The 24,477-nt window shown below is 64.1% G+C and carries 23 protein-coding genes and 1 riboswitch; of the genes, 6 read left to right on the top strand and 17 right to left on the bottom strand.

Features of this window, described 5'->3' with window-relative positions; translation table 11 throughout:
• Nucleotides 1-61: 61 nt before the first annotated feature.
• On the top strand, nucleotides 62-364 hold the full coding sequence (sciP, locus tag ACXJ1Z_RS13810) for a CtrA inhibitor SciP (RefSeq protein ID WP_463777393.1): 303 nt from the start codon (nucleotides 62-64) through the stop codon (nucleotides 362-364).
• 81 nt (nucleotides 365-445) lie between these two features.
• A riboswitch (yybP-ykoY riboswitch) is annotated at nucleotides 446-621 on the top strand.
• 12 nt (nucleotides 622-633) lie between these two features.
• Nucleotides 634-1,203, top strand: coding sequence for a TMEM165/GDT1 family protein (locus tag ACXJ1Z_RS13805; RefSeq protein WP_463777392.1), 570 nt, complete (start codon nucleotides 634-636; stop codon nucleotides 1,201-1,203).
• A gap of 18 nt (nucleotides 1,204-1,221) precedes the next feature.
• Here ACXJ1Z_RS13805 and ligA read toward each other — a convergent pair whose 3' ends face one another.
• From ligA to cofE, 17 genes are all read right to left on the bottom strand, one after another.
• On the bottom strand, nucleotides 1,222-3,360 hold the full coding sequence (gene ligA, locus ACXJ1Z_RS13800) for an NAD-dependent DNA ligase LigA (RefSeq protein WP_488199531.1): 2,139 nt from the start codon (nucleotides 3,358-3,360) through the stop codon (nucleotides 1,222-1,224).
• Nucleotides 3,357-5,021: a DNA repair protein RecN gene (gene recN, locus ACXJ1Z_RS13795; RefSeq protein ID WP_463781256.1), complete on the bottom strand. Its 1,665-nt coding sequence runs from the start codon at nucleotides 5,019-5,021 to the stop codon at nucleotides 3,357-3,359. Before recN ends, ligA begins: the two co-directional genes overlap by 4 nt.
• 145 nt (nucleotides 5,022-5,166) lie before the next feature.
• Nucleotides 5,167-7,659, bottom strand: coding sequence for a TonB-dependent receptor (locus tag ACXJ1Z_RS13790; protein WP_463777391.1), 2,493 nt, complete (start codon nucleotides 7,657-7,659; stop codon nucleotides 5,167-5,169).
• 132 nt (nucleotides 7,660-7,791) lie between these two features.
• The gene (locus ACXJ1Z_RS13785; RefSeq protein WP_463777388.1) at nucleotides 7,792-7,989 is read right to left on the bottom strand and encodes a YezD family protein; all 198 of its coding nucleotides are present in this window, start codon (nucleotides 7,987-7,989) and stop codon (nucleotides 7,792-7,794) included.
• 142 nt (nucleotides 7,990-8,131) lie between these two features.
• Complete coding sequence (locus tag ACXJ1Z_RS13780; RefSeq protein ID WP_463777387.1) at nucleotides 8,132-8,575, bottom strand: RrF2 family transcriptional regulator; 444 nt, start codon at nucleotides 8,573-8,575, stop codon at nucleotides 8,132-8,134.
• An 83-nt stretch (nucleotides 8,576-8,658) separates the two neighbouring features.
• Nucleotides 8,659-9,453, bottom strand: a complete 795-nt coding sequence (locus tag ACXJ1Z_RS13775; RefSeq protein WP_463777385.1) for an outer membrane protein assembly factor BamD — start codon at nucleotides 9,451-9,453, stop codon at nucleotides 8,659-8,661.
• Between the two features lie 206 nt (nucleotides 9,454-9,659).
• On the bottom strand, nucleotides 9,660-10,508 hold the full coding sequence (locus tag ACXJ1Z_RS13770) for a TauD/TfdA dioxygenase family protein (protein ID WP_463777384.1): 849 nt from the start codon (nucleotides 10,506-10,508) through the stop codon (nucleotides 9,660-9,662).
• Nucleotides 10,509-10,623: 115 nt separating this feature from the next.
• The gene (locus ACXJ1Z_RS13765; RefSeq protein WP_463777382.1) at nucleotides 10,624-11,259 is read right to left on the bottom strand and encodes a TetR/AcrR family transcriptional regulator; all 636 of its coding nucleotides are present in this window, start codon (nucleotides 11,257-11,259) and stop codon (nucleotides 10,624-10,626) included.
• A gap of 106 nt (nucleotides 11,260-11,365) precedes the next feature.
• Entirely contained in the window at nucleotides 11,366-12,247 is an 882-nt protein-coding gene (locus ACXJ1Z_RS13760; RefSeq protein ID WP_463777381.1) for an alpha/beta fold hydrolase, read from the bottom strand.
• A gap of 123 nt (nucleotides 12,248-12,370) precedes the next feature.
• On the bottom strand, nucleotides 12,371-13,519 hold the full coding sequence (locus ACXJ1Z_RS13755; protein WP_463777380.1) for an alpha-hydroxy acid oxidase: 1,149 nt from the start codon (nucleotides 13,517-13,519) through the stop codon (nucleotides 12,371-12,373).
• Nucleotides 13,520-13,526: 7 nt separating this feature from the next.
• Nucleotides 13,527-14,834 (bottom strand): NtaA/DmoA family FMN-dependent monooxygenase, encoded by a 1,308-nt coding sequence (locus ACXJ1Z_RS13750; RefSeq protein ID WP_463777378.1) that lies wholly within the window; start codon nucleotides 14,832-14,834, stop codon nucleotides 13,527-13,529.
• Between the two features lie 89 nt (nucleotides 14,835-14,923).
• Nucleotides 14,924-15,391, bottom strand: a complete 468-nt coding sequence (locus ACXJ1Z_RS13745) for a hypothetical protein (protein ID WP_463777377.1) — start codon at nucleotides 15,389-15,391, stop codon at nucleotides 14,924-14,926.
• Between the two features lie 97 nt (nucleotides 15,392-15,488).
• Nucleotides 15,489-15,947: a helix-turn-helix transcriptional regulator gene (locus ACXJ1Z_RS13740; RefSeq protein ID WP_463777376.1), complete on the bottom strand. Its 459-nt coding sequence runs from the start codon at nucleotides 15,945-15,947 to the stop codon at nucleotides 15,489-15,491.
• Between the two features lie 315 nt (nucleotides 15,948-16,262).
• The gene (locus tag ACXJ1Z_RS13735) at nucleotides 16,263-16,982 is read right to left on the bottom strand and encodes an RraA family protein (RefSeq protein WP_463777374.1); all 720 of its coding nucleotides are present in this window, start codon (nucleotides 16,980-16,982) and stop codon (nucleotides 16,263-16,265) included.
• 130 nt (nucleotides 16,983-17,112) lie between these two features.
• A complete protein-coding gene (gene cofH, locus ACXJ1Z_RS13730; RefSeq protein WP_463777373.1) occupies nucleotides 17,113-19,443 on the bottom strand; it encodes a 5-amino-6-(D-ribitylamino)uracil--L-tyrosine 4-hydroxyphenyl transferase CofH in 2,331 nt (776 codons plus the stop codon).
• Nucleotides 19,430-20,395 (bottom strand): 2-phospho-L-lactate transferase, encoded by a 966-nt coding sequence (cofD, locus tag ACXJ1Z_RS13725; protein ID WP_463777372.1) that lies wholly within the window; start codon nucleotides 20,393-20,395, stop codon nucleotides 19,430-19,432. Before cofD ends, cofH begins: the two co-directional genes overlap by 14 nt.
• On the bottom strand, nucleotides 20,392-21,165 hold the full coding sequence (cofE, locus tag ACXJ1Z_RS13720) for a coenzyme F420-0:L-glutamate ligase (protein WP_463777370.1): 774 nt from the start codon (nucleotides 21,163-21,165) through the stop codon (nucleotides 20,392-20,394). The genes cofD and cofE overlap by 4 nt, the downstream gene beginning before the upstream one ends.
• Before the next feature lie 135 nt (nucleotides 21,166-21,300).
• On the opposite strand from cofE, the gene npdG reads away from it, so the two are divergent.
• The 4 genes from npdG to ACXJ1Z_RS13700 are packed head-to-tail and all read left to right on the top strand — an operon-like array spanning nucleotide 21,301 to nucleotide 24,430.
• Nucleotides 21,301-21,951, top strand: a complete 651-nt coding sequence (gene npdG / locus ACXJ1Z_RS13715) for an NADPH-dependent F420 reductase (protein WP_463777369.1) — start codon at nucleotides 21,301-21,303, stop codon at nucleotides 21,949-21,951.
• Nucleotides 21,948-22,589 carry a 2-phospho-L-lactate guanylyltransferase gene (gene cofC, locus ACXJ1Z_RS13710; protein WP_463777368.1) on the top strand — a complete coding sequence of 214 codons (642 nt, stop codon included), beginning with the start codon at nucleotides 21,948-21,950 and terminating at the stop codon, nucleotides 22,587-22,589. Before npdG ends, cofC begins: the two co-directional genes overlap by 4 nt.
• An 18-nt stretch (nucleotides 22,590-22,607) precedes the next feature.
• Complete coding sequence (locus ACXJ1Z_RS13705) at nucleotides 22,608-23,465, top strand: SDR family NAD(P)-dependent oxidoreductase (protein ID WP_463777367.1); 858 nt, start codon at nucleotides 22,608-22,610, stop codon at nucleotides 23,463-23,465.
• A 44-nt stretch (nucleotides 23,466-23,509) separates the two neighbouring features.
• Nucleotides 23,510-24,430: an LLM class F420-dependent oxidoreductase gene (locus tag ACXJ1Z_RS13700; RefSeq protein WP_463777365.1), complete on the top strand. Its 921-nt coding sequence runs from the start codon at nucleotides 23,510-23,512 to the stop codon at nucleotides 24,428-24,430.
• Nucleotides 24,431-24,477 lie beyond the last annotated feature (47 nt).

Below are 24,477 nucleotides of genomic sequence, written 5' to 3'. Positions count from 1 at the left end.
TTTCGGCGAATACTTAGGACAGCTTTAGGGGGCTTCTCACAACAGTCGAAGAGGCATCACGATGCTTGAAGATCATACCACCGAAGCCAGTACGATAGCTGGCACTCGCGGAGATGAACAAGCCAAAGTCGATCTCCCGCCACCTGATACATCGCGATGGGTGGTGCGGCGCAAGGCGCAGGTCGTCGCGGCCGTGAACGAGGGGTTGTTGAGCGTTCGCGAAGCCTGCGATCGATACAGTCTGACCCTGGAAGAACTGGCATCCTGGCAACGGGCAATCGATCGCGAAGGTACGCTGGGACTGCGCGCGACGCGGGTACAACATTACCGCCATGCGCATGAGCGCGAGGCACGCCAGGCGTAAGCCCTGGGCACTTACGCACGCCTCGCCGAGGGCCAGGGCGTTATGTCTTGCCTGCGGCGATGCGGCGGATTAAGGCGCAATCCTCCCGTCATTGGGGAGTAGCTGATCGCCACCTGGCGATCCACGCGTCAACATACTTGGCCGAGAGGCTGTGGCGCGCGGAGGACGGTCCTGACCGTTCGGGTGAGACCAATGGCATGGTGCTTCTGCCGACCGGGCGGAGGACCGTGCCGTTGCCTGTCTCGCGCGCCCGGTCTGGATATGCCAACGTGGAAGCACTCCTTACCTCTACCGTAGTCGTGGCGCTCGCCGAGATCGGCGACAAGACCCAATTGCTAGCAATCATTCTGGCCACGCGCTTCAAACGACCGTGGCCGATCGTCGGCGGTATTTTTTGCGCCACCCTGGCCAACCACTTCCTCGCCGCGCTGGTGGGTGAGCAGGCCGCAGCGCTGCTCGACGGGCTGTGGTTCCGCTATGCCGTCGCAGTGTCGTTCATCGCCATGGCCGCGTGGACACTGATCCCGGACAAGATGGACGAGGACGAACAGCCAAAAGCGCGTTTCGGTGCCTTCGTGACGACCCTTATCGCGTTCTTCCTGGTGGAGATGGGCGACAAGACACAGATTGCGACGATCGCGCTGGGCGCCCGCTTCCAAAGCGTGCTGCCGGTGATGGCGGGCACCACGCTGGGCATGATGATCGCCAACGTACCGGCCGTATTCGTGGGCGACGCGTTGATTCGCCGCGTACCGCTTCAAGTCGTGCGCTTGATAGCGGCCGCGCTGTTCCTCGTCGTGGGCATGTGGCTGCTGGCCCAGACCGCCGGCTGGATCTGATCGCCGGCGTAAGGGAACTCAGCCAGCGGCGGCGACGATTTCGGCCCACTGCGCTTCGTCGATGACCCGGATGCCGAGTTCGGCGGCCTTCTTGAGCTTCGAGCCGGCACCGGGACCGGCAACGACGAGATCGGTCTTGGGCGACACCGCGCTGGCGGCCTTGGCCCCCAGCCGCTCGGCCTGCGCCTTGGCTTCGTCGCGGCTCATCGTTTCCAGCTTGCCGGTGAATACCACCGTCTGGCCGGCGACCTCGCTGTCCTTCGTCTCGACGATGAACGGTGGTGGCGAGACTTCGCTCAGCAGATCGTCCCAGACCTGGCGATTGTGTTCCTCGTGGAAGAAGTCGCCCAGCGCTTCGACGACCACGGGGCCCACGCCTTCGATCGACAGCAATTCCGAGCGCGCGTCCGCAGCGCCGGCCTCTTCTAGTCCACCCTCGACGGGCGAAGCATGCGCCGCTTCGGCGACGGTGCGCAAGGCCGGCAACGTCGCGAAGCGCTTGAGCAAATCGCGCGCGGTTACCGCGCCGACATGCCGGATACCCAGACCGAACAGCAGCCGCGCGGCATCGGGCGATCGCTTGTTTTCCACCGCAGCCAACATGTTGTCCACAGACTTGTCCTTCCACCCTTCACGGCCGACCAGCTCGCTTCGGTGCCGTTTGAGGCGGAAGATGTCGGCAGGGCTTTCCAGCCAGCCGAGTGCGAAGAATTCATCGATCGTCTTCTCGCCCAGCCCCTCGATATCGAGTGCGGCGCGGCTGACGAAGTGCTTGAGGCGCTCTGTCCGCTGCGCCGGGCAGATAAGGCCGCCCGTGCAGCGCACATCGACCTCCCCTTCCTCGGCAATGGCTTCGGAATGGCACTGTGGGCAATGTTCGGGAAACGCGAACGCGGGTCGCGGATCGTCGCGCGTAAGGTTGTCGACCACCTGCGGGATGACATCGCCTGCGCGCTGGAGCACCACGCGGTCACCGGGACGGACACCCAGCCGGGCGATCTCGTCACGGTTGTGCAAGGTGACGTTGGTGACGGTGACACCGGCCACGAGCACGGGCTTGAGCCGGCCTACGGGGGTCAACTTGCCGGTGCGGCCGACCTGGATGTCGATCGCTTCCAGCGTGGTTTCCGCGCGCTCGGCGGGGAACTTGTGCGCCATGCCCCAGCGCGGCGCCTTGGCGACGAAGCCCAGGCGACCCTGCCAGTCGAGCCGGTCGACCTTGTAGACCACGCCGTCGATTTCATAGGCCAGCCCTGCCCGCGCCGCGCGTATCGCCTCGTAGGCCGTCAGCATTTCCTCCAGCGAGTGGCACAGGCGAAAGTCGGGAGATACCGGCAGGCCCCACTCCGCGATCTTGCGGATGACATCATGCTGCGTCTGTCCCGGCACGACGCTCGCACTGCCCCAGCCGTGCGCCCAGAACCGCAACGGGCGCCGGGCAGTGACGCTGGCGTCCTTCTGGCGCAGCGATCCGGCAGCAGCGTTACGCGGATTGGCGAACTGGCGCACCTTGCTGTCGTCGAACGCGACTCCGCCCGCCTCCGCCGCGGCGCGAGCCTCGTCCATCAACGCGGTATTGAGCGCCAGGAACGCGGCCTTTTCCATATAGACTTCGCCGCGCACTTCGAAGATCGCGGGCACCTCTCCCGACAGCACCTGCGGAATATCGGCGATGTGCGCGACGTTCGCGGTGACGTCCTCGCCCACTTGCCCGTCCCCACGCGTGGCGGCACGGACCAGCCGGCCATTCTCATAGCGTAGCGAGCACGACAGGCCGTCGATCTTGTCTTCCGCCGTCACCGTCACCGGCACATCGTCGGCAAGCGCCAGGAAGCGGCGTACCCGCGCCAGGAACTCCGCGACCTCCTCCGGCGTGAAGGCATTGTCGAGGCTCATCATGCGCAGTTCGTGCGTCACCTTCGACAGTGGCGAAGTGGCGACTTCGTGCCCGACCTTGTTGCTGGGGCTGTCCGGGCGCACCAGCTTCGGAAAGGCGGCCTCCAGTTCGGCATTGCGTCGCATCAGCGCGTCGTATTCGGCGTCGGTGATCTCCGGCGCGTCTTCGGCATGGTAGAGCCGGTTGGCACGAGCGATCGCCCTGGCCAGGCGCATCAGCTCGTTCGCAGCGTCGGCTTCGGACACACTGGCCTCGGTCACGCCCGCTCCAGCAATCGATCGGCCTGAGCGCGCGCCTCGTCGGTGACCTGGGCGCCGGACAGCATGCGGGCGATCTCCTCCTTGCGCTCCGTTTCGTCCAGCAGCACCACCGACGTGCGCGTGACGGTGCCCTCGCTCGATTTCGCGATCATGTAGTGCCGGGTGCCGCGCGCGGCGACTTGCGGGCTATGGGTCACCGCCAGCAATTGCCCGGCGGAAGCGAGGCGGGCCAGCCGTTCGCCGATCGCGCTGGCGACCGCGCCGCCGACACCACGATCGATCTCGTCGAAGATCACCGTCGCCGCGCCGCCCTCTTCCGCCAGGGCCACCTTCAACGCCAGGATGAAGCGCGACAGCTCGCCGCCGCTGGCGATCTTAGCGAGTGGCGCGAACGGCGCGCCCGGATTGGTGCTGATGAGGAATTCGACGACATCCATGCCGTGCGCGCCCCAGCGGTCCTCCGCCACGTCGGACACGGCGGTGCGAAACCGCGCGGAATCGAGTTTAAGCGGCGCCAATTCGGCGGCCACGGCGTCGTCGAGGCGCAAGGCGGCGGCGACGCGGCTGGCATGCAGCGCCTCGGCCTGCGCGCGATAGACTTCGCCGGCCGCCTGCGCGGCCGCCTCGAGCCGAGACAATTCGTCGCTGCCACCTTCTATGGCGTCGAGCGTCGCGCGCATTTCACGCAGCTTTTCCGCCAGGGCATCGGGCTGACAGCCATGCTTGCGCGCCGCCGCCCTCAGCTCGAACAGTCGCGTCTCGATCCGGTCGAGCTCGGCCGGATCGAACGAGAGCGCATCGGCCGCGGCACGCACTTTTCCCTCGGCATCGTCCGCTTCGATCACCGCGCGATCGAGCGCAGCGAGTGCATCTTCGAGCAGCGGATGTTCCGACGCGATCCGATCCAGCCGCCGCGCCGCGCCACGTAGAGACGACAGCGCCGAGTCCGAGCCGTGGAACAGGCGTTCGAGGTCGGCCATGTCCTCCGCCACTTTCTCGCCCTTCTGCATCGTCGCGCGGGCAAGAGCGAGTTCCTCTTCCTCACCCGGCTCGGGCGCCAGTGTGGTCAGCTCCTCGACGAAGGCGACCAGCAGATCGCGATCCTCAGCTGCCTGTGCCACGCGAGCCTGCGCGCCCTCGAAAGCATCGCGCGCCGTGCGCCATTCGCGCCATGCCGTACCGACCGCAGCGGTGTTGGCGTTGGCGAACCTGTCGAGAAGCTGGCGGTGGCCGCGCGGGTTGACCAGACCGCGGTCGTCGTGCTGGCCGTGGATCTCGACCAGGGCCGGTGCCAGTTCCCGCAGCAGCGCGACGCCGACCGGCTGGTCGTTCACGAAGCCCTTGCTGCCGCCGTCGGCGCGCAGTTGCCGTTTGAGGATCAGCGGCTCGCCCGGCTCGATCTCGATATCCGCGTCGTCGAGCGTATCGCGCAGCGAGCCGGGCAGAGCGGCCATATCGAAGCTGGCGGTCACGCTGGCCCGATCCTCGCCGCTGCGGACCAGGCCGCTGTCCGCCCGGTTACCAAGCACAAGGCCAAGTGCATCGAGCAGGATCGACTTGCCAGCACCGGTTTCTCCGGTGAGCACGCCGAGGCCCCCGGCAAATTCCAGGTCGAGAGCCTCGATCAGCACGATGTTACGAATAGAGAGCCGGGTGAGCATGTTCGCTTCGCGTTCTAGCGCGGTGCGCGGCATGCGTCACCCGGCTTGTAACCGGTACGCGGCAAGGGGGAAGCGCGTACCGGAACACACCTATAAACGTATCAACTCACGTTAGGCTGCAAATGCATCAGCCATTTGCTCCACATCAGAAGTTGTACTTGATCGTACCGCCCCACGTCCGCTGGTCTCCGGGTTGGCCGGCGATCAGGCCGACGTTGCCCGGTGCCACCTGCAGCAGGTCGATATAGTTGACGTCGAAGGCGTTGCGTACCCAGCCGAACAGATCGAAGTTGTCGCCGCGAAAACCGGTGCGGAAGTTGGTCAACGCGTAGCCTCTCACGTCGGTGTAGGCCGAAGGCGAGGCGTTAGAGTTCCAGTGCGAGCGGTAGTTGCCGTCCACGCCGAAGTAGATTTGCCCTTCCTTGCTCAGCAGTTCCACCGGTGCGTTCACTTCCGCTCCATAGGAGAAGGCGTACTTCGACACGCCGGGCAGTCGCTGACCGGAAATGTCGCACTGGCGTGGGCTCAAGGCCCCGGGAACACCGGGCCGCGAATAGTCGGGCGTCGCACTCGCTGGCTGCAGCGTGCCGCCCGAAAGCTCGGGCGGGCACGGCGCGTTGGTGAACTTCTTGTACTTCGCGTCGGTGTAGGCGCCGTTGGCATAAGCGGTGAAGCGATCGCTGGTGCGGATCTTGAAGTCGGCCTCGATACCTTGCGAGCGGACCTTGTCGGCGTTGGCGAGATAACCGCGCACCGTGCCGAACTGCCCCCCGTTGACGGTCGCCTGGAAATTCTTGATCTCGGTACGGAACGCCGTGAGGTTGAAGGTCGCGCGGCGATCCCAGAACTGGGTCTTGATACCCACTTCGTAGTGGTTGACCGATTCCGGTTTCACCGTGGCGGCGTCGTAGTTCACCGTGTTGTCGGCGTTCAGCGGCAGACCGTTCTGGTTGATGCCCAGGGTCTTGAAGCTCTTGGCGTACGTCGCATAGGCCAGGACGTCGCGCGCGATCTTGTAGTTGACGTTGAGATCGTAGGTGAAGTTCCAGTCGCTGTCGGACGGTGCGCTGATCTGCGGCTGATAGACGCCGCACTGCGCGGTCAGCACGGCGTTGCCGGCGATCGCGGCGGGTGCGCAACTGGTGATCAGCTGGCCGGCGCCGTTCGTCACCGTACGCTGGTAGAAGCCGGACTTCTTGTCGTAATTCAGGCGCATGCCCGGCTGGATGGTCAGTGCGTCTGTCACCTTCCAGGCGAACTGGCCGAACAGCGCGGCGCTGGTGCTCTTGAGATATTGCGTGTTCGCGGCCGTCAGCCCGGCCAGCGTTCCTGGACGGTTCGCGACGTTGTTCGGATCGGTCGAGGGCGCGAGGCTCCACAGCGCGGCGTCGGTGCCCTGCTGCTCGATCCCCTGCGTGTCGATCCGCTGCTTGAAGCCGTAGAGGCCGACCACGAAGTCGTACTTGTCGCCGGTATAGTTGTAGCGCAGTTCCTGGCTATACTGATCCTGCTGCGACGGGTTCTGCGATCTCGCCACGATCGACAGGCCGGTGAAGTCACGATCGTTTTCGGGTTTCCAGTCCCAGAAACGCCAAGCGGTGACCGACGTCAGAGTGCCGGCGCCCAGGTCCCACACGGCCTTCGCCGAAACGCCGCCGATCTTGTTGCCCGCGTTCAGACTGCTGTCGAGATCGGACAGGCGATCGTACGGATTGCGGCTGGGAACGGCATAGTTGCGCCCCGGGTTGGCGGCATTGATCCGCGCCACCAGCGCATCGTACTGGCGGTTCAGCGGACGCTGGGTCAGGCCGGTGCGCACGAAGACGGTGCCGACGCCCTCGGGATCCTGCTGGCTGTAATCGCCCGACAGCGTGATGCTCAGGTCGTCGTTCGGCTTGAACAGCAACTGGGCGCGCAAGCCCAGGTTGTCCTGCTCGTTGATGTAGCGGTCGCTGGTCGTATTGAAATAGACGCCGCGACGGCTGGTGGTGGCAAGCGCCACGCGCGCGGCGATCTTGTCGGTCAACGGCCCTGAAATCGCGGCCTTCGCCTGCTTGAAGTCGAGATTGCCTGCCGACACCTCGGCTCGCGCCTCGAAGTCGAAGGTCGGCTGGTTGGTGGTGATGTTGATCGCGCCGGCAGTCGTGTTCTTGCCGTATAGCGTGCCTTGCGGGCCGCGCAGCACTTCGACCTGCGCAACGTCGAGGAAGTCGAAAGTCGCAGCGGCGACGCGCGAATTGTACACGTCGTCGACATAGATGCCGACGCCCTGCTCGAAACCGTCGCTGGTCAGGCCGAACGGCACGCCAAGGCCGCGGATGTTGACCGAGGTGTTGCGCGGGTTTGAGGTATAGACCTGCAACGTGGGCGCCAGCTGCTGCAGCTTGACGACGTTGAAGTTGCCCGTCGCCTCGATGCTGTCGCCGCGGATGACCGAGATCGCGAGCGGCACTTGCTGCGCCGTCTCCTGGCGGCGGCGGGCGGTGACGATGATGACGTCGCCCGACGTCGCCGTGCGTGCGGTGTTGCCTTGTTGCGGCGCAGGCTGTTCGGCGGGTGCGGCTTCGGCGGCGAAAGCCTGGAATGGTGCGACAAGCGCGGTGGAAGCGACAAGGCTCAAGCGGACGAACGCATTCATGTTATCCAAATCCTTCGTAGGAAATTGGCAGCCCCCGGAAAGATGCCGGTCTGCACCGTTGATGTCAGATTGTTCGCGCAAGTGCGCGGTGACGGATTCCCCTGTGGACCCGCCAGGTGAAGCGCCTGCGGTTCAGGTAAAACGCTGGCGCTCGGTAACGTCGAGTTGGACGACCTTTCCGTCATGTACGGTCAAGTGAACCGCCCCATAGCGCAAGCTGGACAGCGCATCGGCGACAGCCGCAAGAGTTGCATGATGGGCAGGACCGATCCGGGCCAGAGTATCGGCCCGATCGTTGGTGTTTGCGTCGCTCAGATTAGGCTGTGGCATGAGTCGCTCCCTTCGGGAACCGCTCTATCTCTACCTGCACGATAGACAACGTGAATTCATGTTGCCTGCGGTAAAGCGAAACTTTGTTGAGCCAACCTGCGAAGTAGACATTCGACGCCGAAAGAGCGCGCGTACCCGGGGGCTAGGCTTCCGGCTCACCCACGAATGGGGGTTCAGGTACGATCGGATCGGCCAGAGTCATGCGATCGAGCATCTGTGCCATCTCGTCACGCAGCAGCAGCATCAACCCGCGTAGACGGCAATCGACCTCGGGAAGGCAGTTCGCGCAAGTTTCGTGCGCATTGCGACTGGCACACGGCACCAGCGCCAGGCTGCCGCGGGTGATGCGGATGATATCGCCATAACGCACGTCGACGGGCGGCAGCGCCAGTTCATAGCCGCCAGCTCGTCCCCGGTGTGAAACCACGACGCCCTCGCGCGCCATCTCGGACAGGATCACGGTCAGGAATTTGCGTGGGATGTTTTGCGCCGCGGCGATCTCGTCCAGCCGCACGGGGCCCTGCTTGTAGCGATCCGCCAGGTGCTGGAGCGCGCGTATCGTGTATCGTGTCTTCTGCGAGAGCATGCGGTCGGACTCAACCCGCCCCGCGCACAAATGTCAACTTGCACGGTGGATCTGCGGAATTATCCCGCACCATGCTGAAGCGATCAGGCGACGGACTTGGGCGCGTGCTTGTTCATGAGCTTGTACGCGCGCTCGTACCAGATGCTGCCCGGGTAGTTGCGCTGCAACACGGCCGCAGCCTTTTGCGCCTCTTCAGCAACGCCGATCGATAGGTATCCCTCGACCAGACGGTACAGTGCCTCGGCCGCGTGGCCGGTGGTCTGGTAGTTGTCGACCACGTTGCGGAACCGCAGCGACGCGGCAAGCCACTTGCCGCTACGTTCATAGTAACGACCGATGGTCATTTCCTTGCCGGCCAGGTGATCGTTCACCAGGTCGAGCTTGATCGTCGCGTCGGAGGCGTAGCTGGTGGTGGGATAGCGGCGCACGACGTCGGTCAAAGCCTGCTTCGCCTGAAGCGTGATCTTCTGGTCGCGCGTCACATCGCTGATCTGCTCGTAATAGCAGACCGCGATCAGGTAGTAGGCGTAAGGCGCGTCCTTGTTGCCAGGATGGATCGAGAGGAACCGCTCGGCCGACTGCACCGCCTTGTTGTAATCACGCGCCACGTAATAGCTGAACGCGCTCATCAACTGCGCGCGCCGAGCCCAGGGCGAATAAGGATGCTGGCGCTCGACCTCATCGAACAGTGCGGCCGCCTGCTTCGTCTGGCCACGATCGAGGCGGCTCTGCGCTGCGGAATAAAGCGTATCGACATCGCGCGCGACGTAGGCGGTGTCCTTCTTGCCCCCACCACGCCCGGCGCAACCTGCGGTCAGGATCATCGCGCCTGCGGTGACGGCGAACAGGACGGGCTTCAAACGCGATCTATCGAGCATGGCGGGTCTATAGACAGGCCGCGGCTGAACGCCAAGTGAAAGGCGGTGCTCATCTTGCGGCCTTCGGACGGTGCGATACGCGCCGACATTGCGCGCGGCGAAAGCCTGTTACCGGCGGCAAGCGAAACGCCCAAACACGAAGGGCCCGCTTGCGCAGGCAAGCGGACCCTTCGAAGTGTGCGGGACGGTCGACCGCCAACCGCAAATCAGGCGTGAGCGAATGCTTCCTCGCCCTCTAGCTTGGTGCGGTGCATCATGCGACCGCAGGTCGGGTCGTAGGCTTCGGCGCGGTGCATCGTGCCGGTGTTGTCCCAGATGACCATGTCGCCCACTTCCCACTCGTGGCTGTAGGTGAAGTCAGGGCCGGTCGCCCAATCGCGCAGACCATGAATGATGAGCGCGCTTTCCATCGGCGTCTTGCCTTCGACCGCAACCGAGGTGCAGCCGATGACGAGGCTCTTGCGACCCGACTTGTGCTTCCACACCAGTGGCAGGACCTGCTCACCGATGTTCATGTAGCCCTGCAGCTTGGCAAGGCTCGGCTCCGGCTCGTAATAAAACAGCGACTGCCACGGACCGTGGATGACCTTGTACTGCTCGTACTCGGCCTTTTTCTCGTCCGAAAGGGCATCGTACGCGCTGTAGGTGTTGGCGAAGCCGGTGTTGCCGGTGCCCTTGGGCGAAGGCTTGATGCACGAAAGCAGCGACGCCAGGATCGGCACGTCGTTACGCGTACCGTCGATGTGCCAATACAGCGAACCCTTGAGGTACTCGGCCGCCATCGGGTTTTCCTTGGCGTCGAGCGTGATCTTGGTGATGTTGTCGCCATCGCCGCCTTCCGGCGCGAACGTGCCGAGCGTCTTGGTAAAGGCGACCTGCTCTTCGCTGGTGAAGCTGATCTTGGGGAACACCAGCACGCCGCGGGCTTCCAGAAGCTCACGGATTTCGGCCGAGACCTCCCCCGAGAGGAGTTCCTCCTTCGAGTTCAGAACACGCGACCCGATAGCGGGCTTGATCTCTTCGGCCTGCATCTTGATCTTGGTGGCAATCGACATCGTCTGCTTCTCCCGCAGTTGGGAACACTGTTCTTACCGATATAGGCCCATCACGCCCGCGGCGTCCAGAGCGCCCCGACGATGACGAGAAACGCTTGCGCGCGCAAATGACCCATCACGTCGCGGCGTTGACGTTTTCTCCGAAGCTTGCAGGCGCGCCGCATTGACCCTTCCCGGTCAGCCGCTCAAGCCAGGACCGCACGAACTGCGCCGCTTCTTCATGCCCGCAACGCACGCCAAGGTTCTCTTCCATCACGATCGCCCGGCCGATCCCGGCCAGGACCACGCTCAGTCCGGCAGGAGGGCAGCCGTCCGGTCCCAGCGCGCGGTCACCCAACACGTGCCGTAATATCTCGACCTGGCGCTTTCGCATCGCCTCGCTGTGCTCGGCCATGTGCGCGCGTACCGGCGCGCGATGGTTGGCCAGCGCCATGAACTCGAGCGCCATCGCGGTGCGACTGGTGTCGATGAAGAATTGCCACAGGGCCTGAAGCGGATCGTCCGACGCCAGGGCAGCCTCGATCATGCGATCGCTTTCGTCCGCCCCGCGACGTGAAAGTTCGATCAGCAAGTCATCGGTCGTCGGAAAATAGTAATGGACCAGCGATGGTTTGAGCCCGGCCCTGGCCGCCACGCGCCGCGTGCTGACCGCGGCGTACCCTTCGTCCCGGATGAGAACCTCTGCCGCCTCAACGATCAGCGCCCTCGTCGCGGACGTTTCGGCTCCGATCCTGCGTGCTACGCCCGACATCCTGGCATCCCTTCACCCCAAGCGGTGCGGGAGAGAGCCAGCCAAGTCAACCGCCCCCTCCCCTACGCCAAGGCCGATCGGGCCAAAGCCAGCCGAATAGTCTGGCTCAAGCCTGGGCCGGAGCATTCTGAATGAAGTCGAGAATCGCCGGAACCAGCTTGGGCCAGGACCGGAACAAGGCGACGCCATCCGTTCCCGCAAAAGTCTGGGCAGAACGCATGTTCCACTCGTCATCGTTCCACGGCGGGTCCAGCATCAGCGAATGCGGGACGAGGCGGTGGACCCATTCGCTGGTCGCGCGCGTGTGCGAAAGGTCGCTCTTGCCGCTGCGGAAGACCAGCACCGGCATCGTCAGACGCGCAAAGTCGCGCGGGGTCATGCCGGGCACGGGCGAGATGTCCGACGGCACATAGGCGGCCGCCCAGCGCTGCATCACCTCGATGAACTTGTCGGGATCCTGCGCACGGATGAATTCACGCGACTGCTCGCTCTTGCCGAGGTTCTCCGCCCAGGACGTCGCCTTCAGCACCGCTTCCATGCCGCCGACGCTTGCCAGCGAGCCGGCTTCGCCACAATAATACGTCGCCAGCTGCATCAATCCGATCGGATCGCCGGAGATCCACCACAGGGCCAAGTGCGAGCATATCTCGGGATCGCGGGCCGCGGCCAGCATCGAGATCCGTGATCCGCCTGAACCACCAGCGATTACGGTGGGGCCAAGATCGAGCTTGCGGATCAAGCCGGACAAGGCCTCCGCCTGCATCTCGGACTCGCTAGCGCCAAGCAGGCACGCATCGGAATGGCCGCAATTGGGTCGGTCATAGATCAACACGCGGTGCCCCGCCGCCACAAAGGCTTGCGCCATCTCGCGCAGGCCTGGCACGTCCATCGTGAAGCGCCCCCCCGGCGTCAGCACGACCGGCGGATGGCCGGCGTCGCCAAGCAGCTCGTAGGCGATGCCGATGCCGCCGACGTCGATCTTGTCCATGCTTCTCTCCCGATGGTCGCGTTGCGCGTTACCGCACGGTTCGCCGTGCCGGCCACTCATGGCAAGTCCAAAAGCGCCTCACGAGTGCACTAGCTGGCCGCGCCCCAGCCGACCATGGTCGGATCAAGCCAGGTAGCTGCGGTCCAGTTCATCGAGCCGGGTCACGCCGACCATCGCCATCGCCACGTCGATCTCGTTCGCCAGGAGTGAAATCGCATGGCTTGCGCCCGCTTCGCCGCCTGCAGCGCACCCGTACAGCGTGGCCCGGCCGACCAGCACCGCCTTGGCGCCAATCGCCAACGCCTTGACGATATCGGCGCCGCGACGCACGCCGCTGTCGAACAGGACCGTCAGATCCTTGCCCACCGCATCGACGATGCCGGGCAGCGCCGCGATCGCTGGCGGCGAAGAATCGAAGTTGCGCCCGCCGTGGTTCGAGACGGCGATGCCATCGACGCCGTGCTCGACGGCAAGCTTGGCGTCCTCGACGCTCAGGATGCCCTTGAGGACGAGCTTGCCCGACCACCGCCGACGCAACTCGGCCACGTCATCCCAGCACACCGACGCGGAGTTGGAGACCCGGCTCACCACCCCGGTAAGTTTGCCGCCCACTTCCGCCGGATAGTTGGCGAACTGCGGCAATCCGCCATTGAGATAATAGCGCACGATCACTGCCGTGAGCCAGCCCGGTCGCTTGAGGAAGTCGCTCACCAAAGTCGCGTTGGGTCGAATGGGATTGGACATGCCGGCCCGCTTGTTGAATTCGCGCAAGGGCCACATGGGCGTATCGACGGTCAGGACCAGCACGTCAGCGCCGTTCTCGCCCGCCGCATCGACCACGCGCCATGACAGATCGCGCCGCTCCCACAGATACATCTGCATCCAGTGCCCGCTGGTCGCGCATTTGGCGATGTCCGCGAAGCTGGTCGTCGAACTGGTCGTCTGGGTGAAAGGAATGCCCGCTTTGGCCGCCGCGGTGGCGATCGCGCGCTCGCCACGATACGAAAGCAGGTCCGAGACGCCGGTCGGCGCGATCACGAAGGGCAACGGCTGCCTGCGACCGAACAGCTCGATCGAGGCGTCGCGCTGCGCGACATTCCGCAGTGTGCGCGGCATCAGGTTGATATCCTGCAACGCCGCGACGTTGCGGTTTATCAGCAGATCGTCTTCGGTTCCGCGCTCGATGAATTCGAAGATCGCACGCGGAAGGCGCCGCTTCGCCAGCGTGCGCAGTTGCGCGATATTGTGCGCCTTGCCGGCGATCGCTGCCATCGAGCGCTCAGTCCAGACCGAGGTTGGCGCGGAACGTCGTGCCTTCGTATTCTGTCCGATAGACGCCCTTCTTCTGCAGGATCGGCACCACCTGGTCGACGAAATCTTCGACCGAGGACGCCATGACTGTCGGTGTCATGTTGTATCCATAACAGCCTGTCTCCCGCCAGATCGCCTCAAGCCGGTCCGCGACCTGTTCCGGCGTTCCGACGATCTGAGGCTTGCCCACCGCCAGCCCCCACCGGATCGCAACTTCGCGCAGGGTCAGCGGCTTGTCGCCCTCGATGTTGGAGAATGCCTTCATCAATCCCTGCGACCCTTGCGTGTTCATCTCCACCAGCGGCTGATCGAGGTCCATGCCGGCGAAGTCCACGCCCATCGTACCCGACAGTCGCGCCAGGCAACCATCGATCGGCAGCCGCTCGACCAAGTCGGCAAGTTTCCTTTTCGCCTCTTCCTCGGTACCGCCGACGATCGGCTGCACCCCGAAGCTGACACCCGGCGTCTTCTTTCCTGCGGCCTTCGCGGCATCTTCCAGATTGGTCATGAACTTCTTCATGCCGGCCACGTTCGGCTGGATCGAGAACACGACATCGGCATGGCTGACCGCGAACTGTTGTCCGCGACCCGAGCTGCCGGCCTGGAACAGCACGGGATGCCCCTGGGGCGAAGGCAGCACGGGAGAGACCGTCTGGCACGAAAAGAACTCGCCCTTATGATCGATGAATTCGACCTTCTCGGGATCGGCGTAGATGCCACTCTCGCGGTCGGCCAGCACGGCGCCGGGCTTGACCGAGTTCCACAGCTTGTAACAGACCTCCATGTACTCGTCGGCACGATCATAGCGGCGGTCGTGCTCGAGTTGATGGAGGCCAAGCGCGCGATGCTCGCCACGCAGGTGGCCGGTGACGATGTTCCAGCCCACGCGTCCGCCGGAAAGATAGTCGAGCGTGCCCAGTTGCCGCACGATCGTCCACGGCTGATACGAACTGGTCGACATGGTCGCCGCAAGTCCCAGGTTGGTCGTCACCGCCGCCAACGCGCTGAGCAGCACGACCGGATCCATGCAGGGCCAGCACACGCCGTACTTGACCGCATCTTCGTGACTGTCGCGGTAGCGATCGAACACCCCGGGAGTGTCCGCGAAGAAGATGCCATCGAACTTGCCGCGCTCGAGCGTACGGGCGAGTTCCTGCCAGCGCGCGATCTCGCCCAAAGCCTCCAGCCGGTTGTCCCCCGGCGCGGCCCAACTCAATACCGTATGATTGATCGGCGAGTTGATCAGGAAGCTGACGAGATGGATTTGCTTGGTCATTCGCTTCGTCCGGCGCTGTTGATCCTCAAGCTCGCGTCATGTCGCCTTCGGCTATCGCGAGCAAGCAAATTCGCCATGAATGTATCCAATCAACTGGCAGGCATCTTGCCGATCCAGTTAATTGCCGCAGCCTGGGAGCGATCACGACCCATGTGCGCCGCCAGCCCGACCGCAAGCACCAGGAGCTGGGTGATCGCGGCGATGCCGTGCAACATCGTATGCGCGTGCGGCAGTGCCTGCAGGAACGACAACCGCCACAAATGAGAAATCAGCATCACGAGTTCAATGGCGCCGATCCATAGAGGATAGACCCTGTTGGCTTTCAGGGCCACGACCAGCATCAGCATGAAAGCGACGATGTCGACCGCGACGAAGATCCAGCAGTCTTCATGGCTCAGATGATGGACCAGCCGGATACATATGCCACTGCACAAGGCAGCTGCCATCAAAACCCCCGCCAACACTCTTTCGGGCGCGCCGCCGCGCAGAAACGTCAGGATGAGAAGCAGGCTCGAAACGACAATCCGCAAGTTGGAAACAAACTCTTCGTCCAGCACACCTTGTCCCGTTCGCTGTGCAGCTATCGATCCGAATGCACCCACCCGATGCACCGATCATCCGCAATATGTATCCGCCACTTCATCGAACGCCCGATTACGCCAGGGCGGCCAGACCTTGCATGACGCCCAGGCAGACCATGGTCGCTGCAAGCAGCCCTGCGGCGATTACGACCATCGCCGCGATTCGGTTGAGCCCGGCATTTGGCCCGACAAATGCAGCCGGAACGATAAACCCGGAGGCGCGCATGGGCGCCTCGGCCTCAGACGGGCAATCGATCTGTTGATGATCCGCGAATGGCCCGGGCACGACAATCTGCTGAACCGCAGAATTGCGTTCACCGTCGCCCGATGGTCCGCCGACGTTCTCATGACCCGCGATGTAGCGACGGTATGCACGCGCCAGTTCCGCTCTTGGCGGCGAGCCTGCCCGGCTGCGCACTGCCTCGATGCGCTGCACCACAGCACTGTCGGTGATGCCAAGGCGCCAGGCGATTTCCTTCGCCGAACGCCCTTCAGCCACAAGCAGGTAAACCTCATGCTGCTTGGCCGTCATCGCTGAAAAATGCGGCGCAAACCGACAGCTCTCGCCAGCATCCCTATTAGAATCCGGTCGATAGCCGACCATGCCGTGTCCCCATCAAATCAAAAGGGACCGCGCAGCCGCGCGCCAAACGGCCCCCGCGATATCCTACGCATGCGGACTTTTGGATCAAGATGAAAATAGGTGTAATTGCCTACTTGCCAGCAACTTAAACACCGGTTTCGTAGTCAATGGATGCGATGAATAGATTTTATGATCTACACAGGCACATAAAGCGTTGACGTTACTTCGAAGCCGGTTGCCGTCGCGAATGAGATAGCACCAATGTCATTCCTCATCCTGCCAAGTGCAATCCTTCATCTGGATTCCAAGTTCGGCAACGAAAGTCCTGAACCCGAAGATGTCGAATGGACGCTCTCCCGCCGCGATGCGCTGCCGGATAGCGATCTCGGCTTTCGCTCTCGCCTCGGCACCCTCGACCGCATGCCGCAACAGCTTGCGCGGGATCACGAGCACGCCGTCGGTGTCGGCACAGATTATATCGCCGGGTTCGACAAGAATGCCATCGACCGTGATCGGCACGTTCACCGCCGCCGGGCCGCGCTTTTCGGGATGCTCCACGGAAATCGCAGTCGACCAGATCGGGAATTCAAGCTCGCGAATGGCGTCGATATCACGGGCCGCCCCTTCGACGACGGCGCCTGCCAGTCCCTCCTTCTTGGCGAAGCCGCACGCGACATCCCCCCACAAGGCGCCCTGATGTCCACCGCCATTGGTCAGGACCAGCACGTCGCCCGCTTGCGCCACTTCCAGAGCGCAGTGGATCGCAAGGTTATCGCCCGGATAGTTCCACGCGGTAATCGCCGGCCCGACGATCCGCTTGCCGTCCTGACGCGCCTGCATCGCCGGACTCATCAGGCTCATCCGTCCCGCGATCGCGCCGAGGCCCTCGTGAAGATCGGCGACTCCGAACTGCTTGGCTCGCGCGATCAGCCCATCGTCAGGACGCGGTATACGCTTGTATACGACAGACTTGATCGGACGCATGGCACTTCTCCCGCTAGATCAGCCGTTTCCGGTCCAAAATGATCGGAAAAGGGCGTTTACAAAGCAGGCCATGGCACCAGCCAAGATCGTGTGCAACCCTTGGATGATATACATTTGCGGCTAATCGCGCTCAGGCTGATTGTCGTGCCTGCTGCGAAATAAGGGGATCACCGTACAACGTGGTGCGTCGACGCAAGGGCCTTCCGGCGGCCGCTGCAGCCCCCGATAGATCATCGACGCTGACGTCCTGACCATGCGCGGCTCCGGCGGCCCGACTGATGCTTTCGTTCATCAGCACGCCGCCAAGATCGTTCGCGCCAGCGGCAAGCACCGCGGCTGCGCCCGGAACACCAAGCTTGACCCACGAACACTGGATCGAGTCGATCGAACCATGCAAAGCTACCCGCGCAACGGCGTGCATCATCACCGCCTCACGCCAGGTAGGCCCCTTGCGCGACTGACCCCGTCGATAGAACGGCGCTTCCATGTGAACCAGGGGCAGCGGAACGAACTCGGTGAAGCCGCCGGTTTCGCCCTGCTGGTGTCGCAAGGCGAGCAAGTGGCGCGCCCAGTGATCCGGACGCTCGAGATGTCCAAACATGATCGTCGATGTCGTCGGCAGGCCGACCTTGTGCGCGGCGCCCACCACATCGAGCCATTGCTGCGTCGTCAGCTTGTCCGGACAGATCTGCGCACGGATCTCGTCGCAGAGAATTTCGGCGGCGGTGCCGGGCAAGGAGCCGAGTCCAGCGTCCTTCAACATTCGCAGGTATTCGATCACCGGGATCCCGAGCGTGGTGGCACCCTGGCTTACCTCGAGCGGGGAGAAGGCGTGGACATGCAGATCCGGGCAAGCCGCCTTCACTTCGCGCAAGATCGAAAGGTAGGTATCTCCGGTATAGCTGGGGTGGATCCCTCCTTGCAGGCACACTTCGGTCGCACCGCGCTCCACCGCTTCGCGCGCGCGCCCGGCGATCTCTGACAAGTCGAGATTGTACGGCTTGTCGCGGAAACCGCCCTTGGTACTGGTTTTCGAAAAGGCGCAGAACGAACACGAGTGGGTGCAGATGTTGGTATAATTGATGTTGCGGTTGATGACATACGTCACGTCATCGCCGTTTACCTGCGCCCGCAACGTATCAGCCGCCTCGATCACCGCCTGCGCCGCGGCGCCGCGCGTCGCGAACAGCGTGGTGATCTCTGCCGCAGCCAGTTCGGAACCGTTTGCAGCCCGATCGAGGATGCGGTGCAACCGGGTCGCGACCGGCCCGTGATGCCTGACCCCCAGGGGATGGCGCGGCGTGCCCGGACCGGGCTCGGCTAGACCTGGACTCCAGGCGCTGTCTCGCGCCAGACCTTCGCTGTCGGACAGCTTCAAGACTGCCGGACGGATCGCCCGGTCCAGCCATGAACGATCGTCACCGGCAACGAAGCGCGGGTAGGCGGTCAGACGCTCCACCAGCGGCAGACCGGCTTGCGCGCAAATGCCACTCAGGCGCTCGATCTCGGGCCAGGGCGCCTCGGGATTGACGTGATCGAGCGTAACCGGCGAGATGCCGCCCCAGTCATCGATCCCGCAGGCGATCAACGCGCCCAGCCGCTCGTCGTTGAGGTTGGGCGGCGCCTGCACGGAGACCTCGTCGGGCAACACGATCCGGGCAGCGGCGATGACGCGCAGGAAATCGGCCTCCGTCGCCTCCGGGGCCTGCGCCATCCGGGTGCCGGGCTTGGGGCAGAAGTTCTGGACGATCACTTCCTGCAGGTGACCATGCTCGGCATGCAGATCGCGCAAGGCGAACAATGCTTCGATGCGCTCCTCGGCAGTTTCGCCGATGCCGATGAGAATGCCGCTCGTCATCGGCACCCGGGCCCGACCGGCCGCGGCAAGCGATGCCAGCCGCACGGCCGGCACCTTGTCGGGAGATCCATGATGCGACCCGCCTTTTTCCAGCAGCCGCTCGGACGTGCTTTCCAGCATCAGCCCGCCCGACGCCATCACCGGGCGCAACATTCGCCAGTCCGCCTCGTCGAGGATGCCGGCGTTGATATGCGGCAGCAGCCCGGTCTGCTCCAGAACCGCCTCTGCACAGTGACGCACGTAGTCGATCGTTCTGGCAAAGCCCTGCTCGGCCAGCCACTCGGCAGCCACCGCATACCGTCGTTCGGGCGCGTCGCCGAGCGTGAACAAGGCCTCCTTGCAGCCCGCAGCCGCACCGGCGCGAGCGATCTCGAGCACCTGTTCGAGCGTCAGGTACGGTGCTTCCAAACGCGACGGCGTGGTCGCGAAAGTGCAGTAGTGGCAGACGTCGGCGCACAGACGTGTGAGAGGGATGAAGACCTTGCGCGAATACGTCATGCGTGCCGGGCCGCGCAGCTCGCGCCGGGTGCGCGCCTCGCCCTGAAGGTCGGCCAGGGGAGCGGCCAGGAGTCGATTCGTCAGTGCACGGTCAGCGGGTGCCATTATCTTCCAGTTCGATGCGGGCTGCCGACAGTGCTTCGCGCGCAAGCCGCTCCCGATCATCGGCTCCGCACATGACTGTTGCAGACAAAATGACCGAAAGGTTGGACGTGCGCAACCCTTCGACGTCACCAGCATCGCTATGATCGATCAACAGGTGCGTGGCTAAGCCCTTGTAGTGGCTGGCAATAGCCTGATTCCCGGTTTCGGCGCCAAGCTCTATGAGCAGCTTGCTCAAGGGCCCTTTCAGCGATGTGCCTCCGACCAGCGGCGATACGACGACGACCGGGACGGCCAGGTCAACGAGCGCCTGGCGGACGCCATCGACCGCCAGGATCGGGTCGACGCTGAGATAAGGATTGGATGGGCAGACGATCACCGCCGCAAGATCCGAACGCTGCAACGCGTCCGCCAGCGCCGGTGATGGCGAGGCTTCGCCGGCACCCGCGAACCGGATCGCGCGCGCGACCGGCCGGCATTGCTCGCGCACGAAGTAGTGCTGGAAATCGAGCGTCCCCTCGTCGGTGAGGATCTGCGTGCGGACCGGCATGTCGCTCATCGGCACGATGGCATGGGTGATGCCAAGCTGGCGGGTCAGCCTGGCCGTGACCTCGGACAGCGTCTCGCCCGCTCGCAGCCGCCATGATCGTGCGATATGCATGCCAAGATCGCGATCGCCAAGGTTGAACCAGTCATCCTCGCCAAGGCCGCGCAGCATCGCCATCGCCTGCCAGCTTTCGTCCTGCACGCCCCAGCCGCGCTGGGTGTCGTTTAGGCCGGCCATGGCATAGGTCACCGAGTCGAGGTCGGGACAGATCGTCAGGCCGAGGTGCTCGAAATCGTCGCCGGTGTTGACGGCGATGGTCAGGTCTTCAGGCGGTAGCACCGCAGCCAGACCGGCCGCCAGCTTGGCCCCGCCGACGCCGCCCGACAGGGCAAGAACGTGCCCGCTCATCGGAACATGTCCTGTGCGACCGGGCGCAAGCCACTGGCCGCACCCGCGCCATCATCATCGCTTACCCATTGCCCAGCCCCGCGCACCAGCGCCGCAGGCGTGCCTTCATCGCCCTCACCCATCGTCAAAGTGGCGACCGCGGCGATCGAATCGGCAATGGCGATCTGGGTCGCCTGCAACACGCGCCCGAACAGGTCTCGACCCACGCCGCGCTTGTCCTCGACCACCGTCAGACCGGCGCAGCCTATCGCGGTCCCCACGGTGCCGACCCGCCAGGCGCGGCCCATGCTGTCGGCGATCACGACGGCCGGACGTACACTGCAAATCGCCTCGATCTCGTCACGGATGGCGCGCGCGGAGGCGTCGGGATCGACCGGCCAAAGCAACAGGATCCCCTCGTCGCCACCCTCGACATTGGACGCGTCGATGCCCGCATTCGCAAGCACATGGCCGGTGCGATGGCGCGCGACGATCGCGGCTGGATTGGCACGCAGCAATTCCGCGCTTTCGTCGAGGATCAGTTGCACCATGGCTGCATCGCGACCCGTATCGGCAGCGATCCGTGTCGCCTCGTCGCCGACGACGACCGAACCCATGTCGACAAGTCGTCCTTCTCGTTTGGATACGATCTTCTGCGCGATCACCACCACGTCGCCGGCAGCAAGCGCGACGCCCGCGCGATCAATCGCGGCGCAAATCTCCTTCGCCATATCTGTCCGCGTGTCGAACAAAGGCAGCCCCTGCAAGGGGATGGCGTCGATCCGGATCATCGCAAATCCATCTTGAGGCGAACTTGGCATTGCATCGGCTGTCCCCAAACGTGGACTATGTGTCAGTATCGGTGGCGCGCTATCGGCTTTCGAGACGCAGGCGCAACCCTGCAAATACAACGGAGAGACCCAGCCATGGCAACCATCGCAGTTATCGGAGGAACCGGTGCCCTCGGCAAAGGCATCGCACGCCGCCTCGTCAAGGCAGGCCACGAAGTGACGATCGGCTCGCGCTCGGCGGACAAGGCTCAGGCGACCGCGCAGGCACTGGGTGCGGCCGGTTACGCCGCCAATGCCGATGCTGCGCAAGACAAGGAGATCGTCATCGTCACCGTGCCGCACGCGTCGCAAGCCGACACCCTGGCGCAAATCCGCGACCGGCTCGGCGACGCGATCGTAGTGGATACGACTGTGCCGCTCGTTCCGCCCAAGGTCATGCGCGTGCAACTGCCGGCCGAAGGCAGCGCCGCCTTACAGGCCCAGGCCCATCTCGGGCCGAACGTGCGTCTGGTCAGCGCCTTCCACAATGTGTCCGCGCATCACCTCGACAGCGACCATGCGATCGAATGCGACGTGCTCGTCTTTTCGGACGATATCGAAGCGCGCAAGGCCATCGTCGAGCTTTGCCCTGGCATGGGTCTGCGCGGACTGGCCGGAGGAGCGCTGGCGAACTCCGCCGCTGCCGAGGCGCTGACCTCGATCCTGATCTACATGAACAAGACCTACAAGGCGGATGGCGCCGGCATCCGTTTCACCAATCTGACGGAAGCGCCGGCCATTCCGTGACCAGCCAAAGCCCGAACGCAAGCGCGAACTGCTGGGCGGTCATTCCGGTCAAGGCCGTGGCCCTTGGCAAAAGCCGCCTCGCCGGCGTCCTGGCTCCGATGCAGCGCGAGCGGCTGGTCATGGCAATGCTGCGGCATGTAATACTGGCCGCACAGGCCTGCCCGGCCATCGCGAAAGTCTGCGTTCTCCGTCCGCAAGATGGGGACTGCGATGACGGGGTGATCTGGCTGCCCGACAGCGGCGCCGGACTCAACGGGGCGCTCGCCGATAGCCTGCGCGGTTTGGAGGCGCTTGCGCAGGAAGGCTCGCCCGCGTCCCCGTCCCGCGCGCTTATTCTGCCGGCGGACTTGCCGCTCTTAACACCCGCTGACATTTCGCTGATGGCGGACATACCCGAGACCATCATCGCCATCGCTCCCGATCGTCACGGCTCGGGGACCAACGCGCTGTCGCTGCCGCTTGCAGCGTTCGGCCACTTTCGACCGCAGTTCGGCAGCGGCAGCTTCGCGGCGCATCGGATCGAGGCGCTTCGGCTCGGCTACACCGTCGAGACGATGCTGAGTGCGGGACTGGAGAAAGATATAGACGAACCTGGTGATTTGCCGGATGCCCACGGGTGTCTGCAAGAAGCACGATAAGTGCCGGAGAGGGGTTGAATGGATACAAACGACATCGATCTCGCAGGCCAAGCCGCTTTCGTCACCGGCGGGGGTGGGGGGATCGGACGCGCCGCCGCACTTTGCCTCGCCGACATGGGGGCGGACGTCGCGATCGTCGACATCGTGCCCGAGCGCTGCGACCAGATGATCGCCGAGATCGAACGGCGGGGTGTCAGGGCACTGGCGCTCAATGTCGATGTCATGGATGTCGATGCCCTGCAGGGCGCGGTAGGAAAGGCCGCCGACGCGTTCGGACGGTTGGACATCCTGGTGAACAATGCTGGCGGTGTCACCCGCCGCAAGTTTCTCGATCTACATGAGAAGAACTGGCGCCGGCATATCGACCTCAATCTCGTCAGCAATCTCGCGGCGACACAAGCCGCGGTGCCGCTGATGATTTCCGGCAATCGCGGCGGCTCGATCATCAACGTCAGCAGTATCGAAGGCTCGCGCGCGGCGCCCGGATATGCGGTCTATGCCGCTTGCAAGGCCGGCATCAACAATCTCACGCGGACGCTGGCACTCGAGCTTGCCGAGCATGGCATCCGCGTCAATACGATCGCCCCCGACTATACGCGCACGCCGGGCACCGCCGGCCAGTTTTCTGGCCCGGTCGACGAAAGCCGGTGGTTCAGCCCCTCCCCGGCACAGTTGGACAGCGTGCGCCGGCGCATTCCCCTGGGGCGTTCCGGTTTCGAGGACGAGTGCGGCCGCGTGATCGTCTTCCTCGCCTCGGCGCTGGCCAGCTACGTGACGGGGACGATCATTCCCGTCGATGGCGGTTCCTGGGCATCAAGCGGGTGGGTGCGCAACAGCGCCGACGACTGGATCCTTCCCCCCGAAGTTACCGGCTGACCGAGCCGCCGCCTTTTTCCATGCAACCTGCAGGAACCTGACCGATGACCTTCACCCTCAGCACGACGTTCCCCTTCGATCACATCCAGCATCCGGACGAGTTCATCTCGATGGAGGCGGTTCATGAGTGCGCCAGGGCGGTCGAGCAAGCCGGCTTCTATGCCGGCACCGTGACGGACCATCCGGTACCTTCCGCCCGCTGGCTCGACAGCGGCGGCCATTACGCGCAGGATCCGTTCGTGATGCTGTCGATGGCCGGTGCGGTCACCACCACGCTCAGGCTCCAGACCAATATCCTGGTCTTGCCCTACCGCAATCCGTTCATCACCGCGCGAATGGTCGCGACCCTCGATCGCTTCACCAATGGCCGCGTGATCCTGGGCCTGGGGGCCGGCTACATGAAGGCCGAATACAAGGCGCTTGGCGTCGAATTCGACAATCGCAACGACCTTATGGACGAGTACATGCAGGCGATGAAGCTGGCCTGGACCGGCGAGGATTTCGAGTTCGAAGGCACCGGCTACAAAGCTTTGGGCAACCGCATGCTGCCGACGCCGGTGCAGACCCCGCATCCACCGCTTCTCGTCGGCGGCAACTCCAAGCGCGCCCTGCGTCGCGCGGTGGAGCTGGGCGACGCGTGGCATCCCTTTTTCGTGCCCAAGCAAGTGACCGACACCGCCCGCACGGTGAACCTGTCCGAGGACCAGGACATCGTCGACGCGATCAACTACATGGCCGAACACGCAGCAAAGATCGGTCGCACGGTGCCGCCGAAGGTGATCGCGTCATCGACTTTCAGCCTTGGCGACGACTGGAACGCCCAGGAAGCACTGGATCATTACGCAAATCTCAAATCGATCGGCGTCGATGGATCGGGCGCCAGCATCTCTGCCAGCACCCGTCGCGAATACTGCGACCAGGCGCAGCGCTTTGGCGAGGAGGTCATCGCCAGGATCGACTTCTAGGCCCCTACACGAATGCTGCGACCCCTTCCCCGCGCAGCCCGGGCGAG

The organism is Novosphingobium sp. TK46 (genome assembly GCF_055361525.1).
Note: the sequence above shows the minus strand (reverse complement) of the source record. Positions and strands in the feature narration are given on the sequence as shown.